This window comes from Bacillus sp. 7_6_55CFAA_CT2 (assembly GCF_000238655.1).
Classification (GTDB): Bacteria; Bacillota; Bacilli; order Bacillales; family Bacillaceae_G; genus Bacillus_A; species Bacillus_A cereus.
In genome coordinates this window covers 1149501-1162832 of the sequence record NZ_JH414708.1, presented here as the reverse complement: position 1 = coordinate 1162832, position 13332 = coordinate 1149501, and the positions used below count along the sequence as shown (strand labels likewise).

The window sequence follows — 13332 nt, the reverse complement described above, 5'->3', positions numbered from 1 at the left end:
ACTTTCTTTCTCCTTCCGTTACATTTTTAAACATTTTATGACAATTCCTTTTCTATCCTATTAATCATTTGAATATTCCAACTAGATTTGTTACGCTATTACTAGATACATCATTCAACTTGCAATATGAAAAGAGAATTCTAATCAAACTACAAGGAGGAGAAATGTATGACTAAACATGATCATGGTTTAAAAGAAAAAGTAGAAGGTGCCATTGATAAGGTAAAAGGTGAAGTAAAAGAAGTTGTCGGGAAAGTAACTGACAATAAGAAATTACAAGCTGAAGGAAAATGGGATAAGGTGAAAGGCACCTCCAAAGATACAGTTGGTAATGTGAAAGAAAAAATACATGAATATAAGGAACATAAGAAAGAAAAATAAAAAAGAGCCCATCGGCTCTTTTTTTATTTCCCTTCATTCTTCTCTAACACGTATAAATCTTCTTCGATATTCGTTAATTTCTCACTTACAAGCTTTCTTGCATCTCCAATTGCTTGATTGTATGCAAATGGTCCAACTAATTTAATCATTTCTTCTATTAAACGCTCTGCTTGGAAACGTCCAATTTCATCTAGATCTTCTTCCATGAAAAATTGCTGAATTTCCGCTACAAGCTCTTCTTTTTTATCATTTGGTATTTTTATATTCATCATCGTTGTTACTCCTCTATATTTAAGATAATATCTTCCTTAACTCTACCATAGAAAAACGATTACCAGGACAGCTTTTTGTAACTCCTTCTAACTCCCTATGACCTAGTATATTTTTTTCCTTTATAGCAAATTGCTTCATAAACATTTTGCATAAAGAATATAATGCATTCACTTGTGCAGGAGTTGGATCGTATTTATCGAAATTTCCCGTCATACATATTCCAATTGTATAACGGTTATGGTCTTTCGCATGCGCTCCAATATGTAAACCTCGTCCTTCCACTACAGTTCCATCTTCTTCAATAAAATAATTGTAACCAATCCCGCTCCACCCCCGTACTTTTTGATGAAATTCATGCGTTTTATACACGTTCCATCCATCTTCAGCTGTATGGTGAATAATCAGTTGATTTACTTTTTCTAAAGGAACTAATTCATCTTGAAATGTTAGATTGACACATTTAATTTCCATTTGAACTGCCTCCTCTTAAAAATCAATCATAATAATCGTTTTATCATCTGGCCTTATTCTCTTTTCCGCTTCTAGCTCTTCAATGATTGCTACATATTCGTTTATACTATTCTTTCTTATATATGCAACAGTTTGTTCTAATGACCAATCTGGGTGGAATAACCCGTCTGAACAAATAAAAATTCCACTCACTTCATCTATATGTAATTCACCATGTTGTAAATAATGTATCGCTTCTTTCATTCCATTTGCAACTGAATAACCATTTGGCATATTTGCAAGATAACGATTGTATTTTAACTGTTCTCGCACATCTTGAAAAACATATTCTTCTGGTACAGATAACCCTTTTTTACGATTTTCTTCCCTCTTCCTTTTTGCTCGTTTACTAATTCCTTCAACTGTGTCTTTCGTTAATACTTGCATCGTTCCATTTTGAAAAGTTGCGACAATCATACAGTCCCCTAATTGTGCATATTCAATTTTCTCACCAACTATTTGAACTGCCGCGATACATGTGCACCACAAATGCTCTTTTTTCCCCGTGTCTACTTCATATTCTAACATTTTGCTTTGCAATGCTTCATTTGCTTTGGCAACTGCAAATTGTAAACTATGATTCTCTCGTAATGCAGTAAAATAACTTGCAAATAAATGCGAAGCGATGTATGCTCCATTATGTCCATTTTCATCACGAAACGGGACAAGTGGTGTTGCACCGTCACATACACCATAAATCTTTTTATCTTTATTACAAAAATAAGAATCCTCACATTCTTGCTTCAACGGGCTTTTCTGTTGATATGTTTTTATCTTCACAACTGTATCCCCTTTCAAATGATAAAATACTCAAATTCTTTCGATTAATCTAATTTACCAAAATAAACTGTTTTTACCCAAAACTTTCAATATCATATATAATCTTGAAATAATATGAATTTTTCAGTGAAGGATGGGAAAGAAATGGTCAGATTCCTTGGTGTTATTATCGGTTCTATTATTATTGCGGTTGCCTTTAATCTTTTCCTTATCCCCCACAAAATTTTAAGTAGTGGAATTGGCGGAATTGCTATTATTTTAGGGATTGTAACCCCTGTAAACACAGGCATTATTAACTTTGTATTAAACTTACCTATCCTTATTTTAGGGTACATAGGCCTTGGAAAAAAAGTAATTTTTAACACAGTTGTCTCTGTAGTTGTATTATCTGTTGCATTATACTACGTTCCAGTAAAAGTCGTAGCAACAGATCCATTGTTATCTTCTATCTTCGGAGGTGTCATCGCCGGAGCTGGTATTGGTCTTGTTTTTAACTGTAATGGATCCACTGGTGGATTTGATATTATCGGTATGCTTTTATCCCGCAAGCGAGACATTAAACTTGGCGGATTCCTTATTGTTTTAAATGCAGTCGTTGTAATAATCGCAGGATTCTTCTTCACTTGGGATGTTGCACTTACAAGCTTACTTTCAATTTATGTAACTGGTAAAGTAATTGATGCTGTTCATACAAAACATCGTAAAGTTACACTTATGATTGTAACAAATGAAGCAGAAAAAATGAAAAAACAACTTCTTTCAACTGTTGTACGTGGAATAACGTTACTTGATGGCGAAGGCGCTTATTCAAGCGAGAAAAAGCGTGTACTTATGACGGTTGTTTCTCGTGAAGAATTAGCAAGTATGAAACTTACAATTTCTGAAATTGACCCGAATGCATTCGTTAATATTACAGAAACTGTAGAAGTGTTAGGACTTTTCAGAAGAAGTTAAAGACTAGGTGGGAATACACCTAGTCTTTATTTTGCATAAATTCAATTCTGTTTCCAAACGGGTCTGATACGTAAAATCGAATTACATCTGGCCGTGCATAATCATCAATCACTTTTACACCTTGCTCTATAAGTGTTTGCTTAAATTCATTAATTTCATTCACATAAAAAGCTGGATGAGCCTTTTTAGCTGGTGTAAAGTTCCGCTCGACACCAATATGGATTTCTTGATTTCCACATTTAAACCAACATCCACCTCGTTTTTTCAACTCTTCTGGCTTTGGAATTTCTACCATACCAATTTTATTCCCATAAAAATCACGCGCCTCTTCTTCACACTCTACAGGTGCAGCTACTTGCACGTGATCAATCCCTTGAATATAATTTTTCATTTTCTCTCCCCCTCCTCTACCCTAATGTTATACGGAAAACAGCCGTCTGTAACTTACAAAAGGGTTATAAAACAATATAAGTTCCCCTTATTACCATCCTGCATTCACTTTGCAAAAAAAATAAAAAACAAAATTTATTCTATAACTTCCATTTTTTATAGAAATACACATCACATCTATATTATAGTTATGAATAGACAAATCTTTTTAGATGCTATTTGTACGGAGGAACTATTATGAGTCGTAAAAAATATTCACCAACTCAAAAAAAACGTCATCCGAACATTTCTAGACGTTTGCGAAACCATATACAAGATCGTTCATTAACAGAAATGTACGCATCTCTGTTCGAACATAATCCTGATAGTATTATTTCATTAAATTTAGAAGGAGTTATTCTACATATAAATCCTTCTGCCGAAAGAATATTAGGTTACACTTCTTTAGAATTAGAACAGAAAAATATTACCTCTATTTTAGGAGCCCATATTTCTGAGCAAGTATTACAAAATATAAAGAATACTGAAGCGGATAATCAACAAGAGTATATCTTATCTATTTATCATAAAAATGGATTCTTATTAGATGTTGTGACAAAACTAGTTCCTATTTTTGTTCAAAATCGTCTTACTGGTGTATACGCTATTATGAAGCCACTTGAAAAATCAGAAAGAATTGAGAATATGCTAAAAGAAAGTGAGAAGAGATTACGTACATTAGTAAACTCCATGCCTGCGTTTGTTATATTTAAAGATCATGAAGGGCGCTGGCTTGAGGCAAATGACTACGCACTTTCTTGCTTCAACTTCCATCATGTACCTTACCACGGGAAAAAAGATAGCGAACTCATTCAATATAATGAAGCATACCGAGAAGCTTTTTTACATTGTGAAGAAGTCGATGAACTAGCATGGCAACAAAGACAAATTCTTCATGGCGAGGAATTTATTATACATAGAGATGATTTCGATTTAATCTTAAGTATATCAAAAGTTCCGCTTTATCATCCTGATGGTTCTCGCAAAGGTCTTATCGTGATGGGGAGAGATGTTACTGAGCTAAAAGAAACTGAAAAGTTACTACGAAAATCTGAGAAGCTCGCAGTAGTCGGACAACTGACAGCTGGAATTGCCCATGAAATTCGGAATCCACTCACTTCCCTAAAGGGTTTTCTAACATTGCTCCTCCCTGAAATAAATGAGGAGCAAAAATGGTATATCGATGTTATGTTAAGTGAGATTTCACAAATGGAATCCATCACGAGTCAATTTATGGCGATGTCTAAGCCACAAGTATTATCTATCCAAACTTGTAACATACAAACTTTAATTGAAGAGGTAGTTACATTTATTTTACCGACTGCAATTATGCATAGCGTTCATATCATCATGGATCATTTTGATTACGTATATGATATTCAATGTGACGGCAACCAATTAAAACAAGTTTTTATAAACATATTAAAAAATGCGATAGAAGCGATGCCAAATGGCGGAAATATTTTCATCCAAACAAAACCATTAGAGGATAATTTCATCTTAATACGAATTATCGATGAAGGTTGTGGCATTCCAGAAGATCGTATCTCCCGTCTAGGCGAACCTTTTTATAGTTTAAAAGAAAAAGGCACAGGACTAGGATTAATGATGTGTTACAAAATAATTGAAGAACATCATGGTAAATTACACATTTCAAGCGAATTAAATGAAGGTACAATTGTTGATATTGAGCTACCACTTTCTTCATCTCATCTTGCAATCCAGTCTTAAATAAAAAAGAAGCATCTGCTAATCGTTAGCAGATGCTTCTTTTTTAAAATGCTTTGTCATACCACTCTTTTGCTTTTTCTACTTCACCCATCGTTAATTGATGCCCTCGATTTTCCCAATGCATTGTTACATTCGCGTTTGCATTTTCTAATAGTATCTTCAATTCCTCTGACTCTGCTGATGAACAAATTGGGTCATTTGTCCCAGCAGCAATAAACACAGATTTCCCTGCTAAATTTGCTAATTGCATTCCTCTTCTTGGTACCATTGGGTGATGAAGCACAGCACCTTTCAATGCATTTTCGTAATGGAATAATAAGCTTGCTGCGATATTTGCCCCATTCGAATAACCGATAGCTACAATGTTATTTCTATCGAATTTATATTCTTTAGCCGCTTCATCTAAAAATTCATTTAATTCCTTCGTACGGAAAATTAAATCCTCTTCATCAAAAATGCCCTCTGCTAATCGGCGGAAGAAACGCGGCATCCCATTCTCTAACACATTTCCCCTAACGCTTAATACCGACGCTTCCGGATCAACTATTTCTGCAAGTGGTAGTAAATCTAATTCATTACCACCTGTGCCATGAAGTAATAACAACACTGGTTTTGACGTATCTTTTCCTTTTTGAAAAACATGTTTCATCATAATCCTGTTCCCCCTTCAATCACTTTAATCTAAATTTCTCACTTCAAATGGTAAAAGCGTTTGTTCAATCTGTTTTCTATGTTGTTCATATTGTTCCGGTAACTTTAATTCCTCACCCATCGTCTCTAACGATTCATCATGAGCGAAACCAGGAGGATCTGTTGCAATTTCAAATAAGATTTCACCATGTTCTCTAAAATAAATCGCGTTAAAATAATTTCGATCTTGTACAGGAGTTACGTGATATCCAAAACGCGACACATGCTCTTTCCAGTCTAGCTGATCAGCATCGTCACTCGCTCTCCAGGCAATATGGTGAACTGTGCCAACGCCCATTTGGCCACGACCGATTGTTGATAATTTCAAATCAATAATATTTCCAATGTCAGCAGAAGAACGGAATCGAACAAATTCACCCTCTTCTCCAATTTTTTCAAGACCCATAATATGTTCTAACAATTCAGCTGTTTTTTGAGGCTGTGTAGATAAAAGAACAGCACCTCCAAACCCTTTAATTGCTACTTCTGGTGTAACTTCTCCAAAACTCCAATTATTTAATTCGCCTTTTTCTCTTTCAACTAATTCTATATGCAAACCATGCGGATCATCAAATTCTAAATACTGCTCTCCAAAACGAGTCATTTTTGTATACGAAACATCGAATTTTTCTAATCTATTTTCCCAAAACTCCATTGCACCTTTTGGTACAACGTAAGACGTAATTCCTACTTGACCATCTCCAATAATACCTTGACGAGCACCTGCCCATGGGAAAAACGTAATAATTGTTCCAGGCTTTCCTCCTTCATTTCCAAAATAAAGATGGTACGTACCTGGATCATCAAAATTCACTGTTTGTTTCACTAAACGTAACCCCAATACACCAGCATAAAAGTCTACATTTTCTTGTGGATGCCCTACAATCGCTGTAATATGATGGATTCCCATTGTTTTCTTTTCCATTTCTTCCACTCCTTTTTTATTTCATTATAAAAATTCTTTTACATTTAAGTTCATTATTCATTTTGTCCATGCTACAAAGTAAAATCCGTCATTATAATTTTATCTCGAATTCGAGATATTAATTACAAAATTACGTATCGGTGTCTAATCTATTGAATTATCTTGAATTCAAGATAATTCGTAAAAAATATTTGTTCGATTTATAACCATAATAAATTTTTATTATGAACATTATTTATCTCGAACTTAAGATTTATTATAAGTTACTTATTTTTTATTGTCAATAAGTCCTTACTTTCATTTTACATGTAAAAAGAGTAAACGCTATTCACCGTTTACTCTTTTTGCAAATCATTTCTTTTCTTCTTCCAGTACTGCTTCCATCTCATTAAATTCACGATGAACTGCCTTAACGGGTTCTTTCGTTAATAAACTTACAACAATAACAGTTAATAAACTACAGAAGAATCCAGGTACCATTTCATACATAATTGCTTTTAAACTTGGAATTTGTACCCATGCTATAACAACTACTGCACCAACAATCATACCTGCAAGAACGCCCCATTTATTCGTCCTTTTCCAATATAAACTTAATAAAATGGCTGGTCCGAACGCTGAACCAAATCCAGCCCAAGCATAACCGACAAGTGTTAAAATTGTATCACTTGGATGATACGCTAAAACAACTGCGATCATAGCTACTACTAATACTGACAATCTACCGATAAATACAAGTTCTTTGTCACTTGCATTACGACGGAAAAATGTTTTATAGAAGTCTTCCGTTACTGCACTTGAAATAACAAGTAATTGTGAGGAAATACTACTCATAATCGAAGCCAAAATAGCTGATAATAAAAATCCTGTAATGTACGGATGGAATAAAATATTGGAGAATGTTACAAAGACCATTTCTGGGTCTTGTAATGTCGTATTATTTTTAGCATAATAGGCGATACCAATTAGACCAGTAAGCATTGCACCTATAATTGAAATCGTCATCCAACCGATACCGATTCTACGAGAAGTTTTTAAATCTTTAATAGAGGTAATTGCCATAAAGCGGACAATAATATGTGGTTGACCAAAATATCCAAGGCCCCATGCTAAAAATGAAATAATACCAAGTATTGTGGTTCCTTTAAACATATCTAAATGCGATGCATCGACTTGCTTAATGGTATTAAATGTTTCTGTTATACCACCGACATCCGTAAAGGCAACAATTGGCACTAGTACAAGCGCAATAAACATAATACAACCTTGCACAAAGTCCGTCCAACTTACGGCTAGAAAGCCACCAAATAGTGTATACGCAACAACGACACCCACTGTTACAAATAAACCAATTTTATAATCAAGGTTAAAAGAATTTTCAAACAAACGTCCACCCGAAACTAAACCAGCCGACGCATAAAATGTGAAAAATACTAAAATGACGACAGCGGAGACAAAACGAAGTATTTTCGTACGATCTTTAAACCGATTCTCTAAAAAGTCTGGAATCGTAATTGAATCATTTGCCACTTCTGTATACGTTCGTAAACGCGGGGCAATGATTAAATAGTTTGCATACGCACCTATTAATAAACCTATCGCAATCCATACACTTGATAATCCTGTTGCATACATCGCACCAGGTAATCCCATTAACATCCAACCACTCATGTCAGAAGCACCAGCTGATAAAGCTGTAACTGCTGGACCGAGTCCCCTCCCGCCTAACATATAATCTGATAAATCGGATGTCTTCTTATAAGACCAATATCCGATATACAACATACCTGCCATATAAATAGCAAGCGAAACCATAATTTCAATCTTCACCAAATCTCTCCCTTAGTCCATAAGCCATTCAAAATTTCGAAAAATGACTTTTTCTATTTTCTTGTTTTCGCTTATGGTTCCCTACCTTAACAAACATTTTTTGTTCTTTCAAGTGAATGAGCACTTTTCATTACATGTGAAAACCTTTATAAACGCCTTTATCCCAGTGGATTACAATGATTTTTCAAGAAATTAAAGTAATAATATTCAGAAAATTAAAGAGGGTTTTTTCACACCTTATTTTCATTCCATTACCCGATAAATTTTAAAAACTAAAAGCCATACAAATGTATGACTTTTAGCTTATTGATGTCTCAAATTTCGCTTTCTCTACATATACTTTACGAAATTTCATATAGCATCCAATACGCCAAGGTACTATATAACAAACCGCAAGAGTGTAGAAAAGAATGCCGATTGACTTTGGATCTAGACCTTGTAAATGTCTTCTAAAATAATCACGTAAAAGAACGATAACTAAAAATGTAGCAATAAAAGCGATACTTTTTTTTGCATAAATTTGACCATCTTCTCTGACTTCATACCCACTTAAAATAATAAGTGGAATTGATAATAACAGTCCGATCCCAGCAGCTATACCAATTTGCCAACCAGCAAGTTGTATCGGTGCTGCGTATAAAGAAAAACCTGGTAATAAAAAGAATAATGGCAATAGTAGTCGTCTTCCTTTATTATTAATTGGTCGATTCATAGAGCGCATGCGTCTAAATATAACGAGCCCTATGACGAGTAAAAAAATTGTAATACTGTACGAACCTTGCTGCAAGTGAATCTCTCCCTAAAAATAGTCATTTTCAAAAATACTTCCCTATTATACTCCTAATTTTTCCAAAAATATGATTATTCCTCTAAAAAATCTTACATATCAAATATACTTTTAGGTTTGATTTACTATAGGAAACAATTCCGAAAGTGGAACTACTCTCCCCACCTCGTCTTTAAACACAATATGCTCTCTAGTTAAATGGCGCGGGCTCTTCACTCCCGCCGCTGCCGCTAATGAAAATAAACTATATCTCATACTAATAATATAATTCATGACTCGCCACTTCTTCTCATACGGATCTAACGCTTTTTGATAATGCGGATTCGTCGTGGCTACACCAGATGGACATTGGCCAGAATTACATTGAAGGGCCATAATACAGCCGCTTGCCATCATAAATCCGCGGGCTGAACTTACAGCATCCGCCCCAATCGCTAAAGCAATCGCCACTTTATCTGGTGTGATTAATTTACCCGATGCAAATACTTTAAACTTGTTACGGACACCATAATGGTTTGCTGTATCAATAAATGTAAGTAATGCTGGAATAAGCGGCAGTCCCATACAATCTGCCATCGATTTATACGTTGCCCCTGACCCGCCTTCTGAACCGTCGATTGTAATAAAATCTGGGTAAATGTTTAGTTCTTTCATTGTTTTTATTAAATCTTCCAAAGGCTCCTGCTGACCAATTACAATTTTCATTCCAACTGGTTTACCGCTGTTTTCTTGCAACTGTTGAATAAAACAAAGTGTATCCGCTGCATTCTTTAAAAATGAAAATCGATTCGGTGAATTAATCGTCTCTCCCTTTCGGACGTTGCGAACAAAAGCAATTTTCTCATTTACTTTTTGTCCCTCTAAATGACCACCACGTATTTTAGCACCTTGCCCAAATTTCAATTCGAATGCTCTAATATTACTTTCTTTCGCTTTCTCCATGAATTTTCCCATTGAAAAATTACCGTCTTCATCACGGTATCCAAATAACCCTGGACCAATTTGCGCAACGATATTCGCTCCTGTATGTAAATGTTCTGGAATAACGCCACCTTCACCCGTATTAATCCACGATCCGCCTGCCATTTTTGCTCCAAAACCACTCGCTAAAATATAATTTTCTCCAATCGCACCGTAAGAAGTCGCAGATGCACCAAACATGCCATGTAGCTTCCACGGATATTTACGGTTCTCACCGACTATAATTGCATCATCTTCTTCGTACAGCCAAAGATTCGTTGTATCCGCTGTCAATTTTTCTCTTCTTGAAAATAACCCTTCTTTATGAATCACGTACTTTTTACCTTCCCGCTCTTGCGTGAGATTCACACTTAATTCCTCAGTTAATATCGGAAATAATGTATTAGCAATATAATATCCAGAAGCTTCAAAATCTCGTTTTGATCCAAAACCAAGTATTTCAGAGCGATATTTCGCTAAAAACATAACACTTTGAAAATCATAACGTGAGAAAGGCTTTCCATCCGTATCATGATCAAACCAATATTGTCGAAATTCAGGCCCTATCTTTTCCAGTAAGTAGCGCATTCTTCCTAAGTACGGATGTAATTTTAAAATAGAATGGTGTGTTCGTTTTTTTATAAAAAATGTAATGATAAAAAAGACGATTAAAAGCAACATTAAAAATAGTAATATACTAATAATAACGAGTAGCGTTTCACTCATCCCGCTTCCCCCTATGAAGTTCCATAATAAAAGGAGAACACTCGACGTGCTCTCCTTTTATCTTTATTCATACTAACGTAGCAAGATGCTCTTTCGCGTCATATTCAACTAAACTTTCAGCGTGTTTAATTCGATGAACAAAGTCTGGATTAGCAATTAACGGTCTTCCGAATGCCGCTACATCAATCGTTCCTTCTTGCAACGCTTCTTCGGCCTCTTTCGGATTTAAATTACCAACCCCAACAATCGTACCATCCCAATATTTTCTTACTAGTTGATGAAAATTCTTTCCATCAGCAATCTCTTGCGTATAATTCATCGTTGAAGGATGGATCATCGTTAGCCCAACCTCTTTAAACATATTTATGAACGTTTCAATTGCAAACTCAGGGTTTTCCCACATATAAGTAGGATTATCACCTTTGAAAGCAGAGAAACGAAGAAGTGTTTTATTAGCTCCAACAGCTTCTATTACAGCCGCCGTTACTTCTTTCATAAACGTTAACCTTTGTTTTAAATCACCGCCATATTTATCTGTTCGCTTATTCGCAAACTCATACGTAAATTGATCGATTAAATATCCGTGTGCACCGTGAATTTCTACTCCATCAAATCCAGCTTCGATCGCATTTTTCGCAGCTTGTGCGTATTGACCGATCACTTCTTGTATTTCTTCTAACGTCATTGCTTCTGGCGTATCAAACGGTTTACGAAAGCGTGGAACATTCCCCTCTGCAGCGATAGCCGACGGTGCTTGTGGCATTTGACCACCAATTATTTCATGATGACTCATACGCCCAACATGCCATATTTGAGCAATAATCGTCCCGCCTTCTTTATGTACTGCCTCTGTAACAGGTTTCCAAGAATCGATTTGTTCTTGTGTATAAATACCTGGTACTCCTGGGTTTCCTTTTGCTCTCGGACTAATGACAATTCCTTCTGTAATAATTAGTCCAATTCCATCCGCAGCACGTTTTCTGTAGTACTCCACTACATCAGCACCAACTGCTCCAGTCTCATTATCTGCAAAGCATCTTGTCATCGGTGCCATCGCTATACGATTACGAAGAGACCAAGTTCCAACTTGAATTGGATTAAACAACTTTGTTTCTTCAACGTTTTCAAAAAATCCCCCAGCATTTACATTTGTTCCTTCATAAATACTCGCTGCTTTATTACTTGAACTTGTCATTTTTCTTCCCCCTAAAAAATCTTACTATAATCGCATCATACTTACTTTTAGATAGTAACGTCAATTTTTACGACTTTACAATAAAAAATTCGAATATCCAAAAAACAAAATGCTATAAATAATATTAAAAAGGTTTCCTTAGGAGGAAACCTTTTTTGTTGACCATATATGGCTGTCAATTCGTTTATCTCTTTAATAAAAAACACCTTATCAATAGAAGTGAAAATGGTTCAGTATTCTTCTAAAAATAATAACTTATATACCTAAAACAATGAAAGCCCTACCTCTCTTTCATCCTTACGGCTCCTCGTCCGTGCCAGTGTGAATCAGGATTGCAAAAATCAAGTAACTATTTTATCGAAGTATTCAATTAAACTTCGAACATTCATAAATGAAATTAAAAAATAAAAATGGATTTGATTGTAGTAATAACAATAGAGGTAATGCTCTAAAAGTGGTTTGAAAGAGTTGAATGTCTTTGAAATGATAAATTTTCTATAATTATGTTCCCAAAAAATTCAAGATCTTTTTTGGGATATAATACATTATTTGTAATGAACCTTAACAAAAGCTTTTTATCTGATTTTCTGTGATACCTTCAATTAATCCCAGTTCACTAATCAAAAATTCATATGCGTTATCTAACATCTTCTTTTCGCTTGCATTAAGTGCTTTTTCTTTCTGTATACGCATTAAATCACGTACAACTTCAGCACCTTCTTGCATTTTACCCGTCTTTATTTTATCAGTGTTCAATTTATACCTTTGTTTCCATGTAAGTAATCTATCTGATTCCCCATGTTGAAAAATATCCATTATGTGTGCTAATGCGGTTATATCCGTAACTGGTCGTATATTCGAATTCAATATTCTCCCTGCTGGAATCATTAGTTCCATATTACTAGCCGACATTTTTATAACATAATACTGTTGTTTTTCTCCTGAGATTTCCTTCTCTTCTATGGCTTTAATTATACCTGCTCCCTGCATTGGATAAACAATGTTATCGCCAATTTGAAACAAATAATCCACCTCCATATATGGTAACCTTCTCAAGCTTAACACACTTTTAGTTTTTTATCAAAATTTTTATTTTATCATAAAATTATTTTACGCGTCAATACTTAAGAAGCAAGAAATTAAATTTACACAATACACTAT

At 34.9% G+C, this 13332-nt stretch carries 14 protein-coding genes; 3 read left to right on the top strand and 11 right to left on the bottom strand.

Annotated features, from left to right (window positions below; all coding sequences use genetic code 11):
* Positions 1-168: 168 nt before the first annotated feature.
* Entirely contained in the window at positions 169-381 is a 213-nt protein-coding gene (locus HMPREF1014_RS06245) for a CsbD family protein (RefSeq protein WP_000160415.1), read from the top strand.
* Between the two features lie 23 nt (positions 382-404).
* Here HMPREF1014_RS06245 and HMPREF1014_RS06240 read toward each other — a convergent pair whose 3' ends face one another.
* The 3 genes from HMPREF1014_RS06240 to HMPREF1014_RS06230 are packed head-to-tail and all read right to left on the bottom strand — an operon-like array spanning position 405 to position 1962.
* Positions 405-653, bottom strand: coding sequence for a DUF2164 domain-containing protein (locus HMPREF1014_RS06240; protein WP_000981063.1), 249 nt, complete (start codon positions 651-653; stop codon positions 405-407).
* A 19-nt stretch (positions 654-672) separates the two neighbouring features.
* Positions 673-1125: a peptidoglycan recognition protein family protein gene (locus HMPREF1014_RS06235; protein ID WP_000402977.1), complete on the bottom strand. Its 453-nt coding sequence runs from the start codon at positions 1123-1125 to the stop codon at positions 673-675.
* Positions 1126-1140: 15 nt separating this feature from the next.
* Complete coding sequence (locus HMPREF1014_RS06230) at positions 1141-1962, bottom strand: protein phosphatase 2C domain-containing protein (protein ID WP_009326622.1); 822 nt, start codon at positions 1960-1962, stop codon at positions 1141-1143.
* A 126-nt stretch (positions 1963-2088) separates the two neighbouring features.
* Here HMPREF1014_RS06230 and HMPREF1014_RS06225 point away from each other — a divergent pair, with 126 nt between their 5' ends.
* Positions 2089-2898: a YitT family protein gene (locus HMPREF1014_RS06225; protein WP_000251347.1), complete on the top strand. Its 810-nt coding sequence runs from the start codon at positions 2089-2091 to the stop codon at positions 2896-2898.
* 19 nt (positions 2899-2917) lie between these two features.
* On the opposite strand, the gene HMPREF1014_RS06220 is transcribed toward HMPREF1014_RS06225, so the two are convergent.
* A complete protein-coding gene (locus tag HMPREF1014_RS06220) occupies positions 2918-3289 on the bottom strand; it encodes a VOC family protein (RefSeq protein WP_000800767.1) in 372 nt (123 codons plus the stop codon).
* Positions 3290-3525: 236 nt separating this feature from the next.
* Between HMPREF1014_RS06220 and HMPREF1014_RS06215 the strand changes: the two genes are divergently transcribed.
* Positions 3526-5058: a BA3702 family sensor histidine kinase gene (locus tag HMPREF1014_RS06215; protein ID WP_000087657.1), complete on the top strand. Its 1533-nt coding sequence runs from the start codon at positions 3526-3528 to the stop codon at positions 5056-5058.
* A gap of 43 nt (positions 5059-5101) precedes the next feature.
* On the opposite strand, the gene HMPREF1014_RS06210 is transcribed toward HMPREF1014_RS06215, so the two are convergent.
* The 7 genes from HMPREF1014_RS06210 to HMPREF1014_RS06180 all read right to left on the bottom strand — a co-directional run bounded on the left by HMPREF1014_RS06210 (position 5102) and on the right by HMPREF1014_RS06180 (position 13194).
* Entirely contained in the window at positions 5102-5710 is a 609-nt protein-coding gene (locus HMPREF1014_RS06210) for an alpha/beta hydrolase (protein ID WP_000975484.1), read from the bottom strand.
* A gap of 24 nt (positions 5711-5734) precedes the next feature.
* Positions 5735-6673, bottom strand: coding sequence for a ring-cleaving dioxygenase (locus tag HMPREF1014_RS06205; protein WP_000412731.1), 939 nt, complete (start codon positions 6671-6673; stop codon positions 5735-5737).
* A gap of 351 nt (positions 6674-7024) precedes the next feature.
* Positions 7025-8503, bottom strand: coding sequence for a sodium/proline symporter PutP (putP, locus tag HMPREF1014_RS06200; protein ID WP_000687597.1), 1479 nt, complete (start codon positions 8501-8503; stop codon positions 7025-7027).
* A 298-nt stretch (positions 8504-8801) separates the two neighbouring features.
* Positions 8802-9290, bottom strand: a complete 489-nt coding sequence (locus HMPREF1014_RS06195; RefSeq protein ID WP_009326621.1) for a cytochrome c biogenesis protein CcdC — start codon at positions 9288-9290, stop codon at positions 8802-8804.
* 111 nt (positions 9291-9401) lie between these two features.
* Positions 9402-10976, bottom strand: a complete 1575-nt coding sequence (locus tag HMPREF1014_RS06190; protein WP_000005161.1) for an FMN-binding glutamate synthase family protein — start codon at positions 10974-10976, stop codon at positions 9402-9404.
* Positions 10977-11043: 67 nt separating this feature from the next.
* Complete coding sequence (locus tag HMPREF1014_RS06185) at positions 11044-12171, bottom strand: alkene reductase (RefSeq protein WP_000204591.1); 1128 nt, start codon at positions 12169-12171, stop codon at positions 11044-11046.
* 561 nt (positions 12172-12732) lie between these two features.
* The gene (locus HMPREF1014_RS06180; RefSeq protein ID WP_170317877.1) at positions 12733-13194 is read right to left on the bottom strand and encodes a CarD family transcriptional regulator; all 462 of its coding nucleotides are present in this window, start codon (positions 13192-13194) and stop codon (positions 12733-12735) included.
* Positions 13195-13332 lie beyond the last annotated feature (138 nt).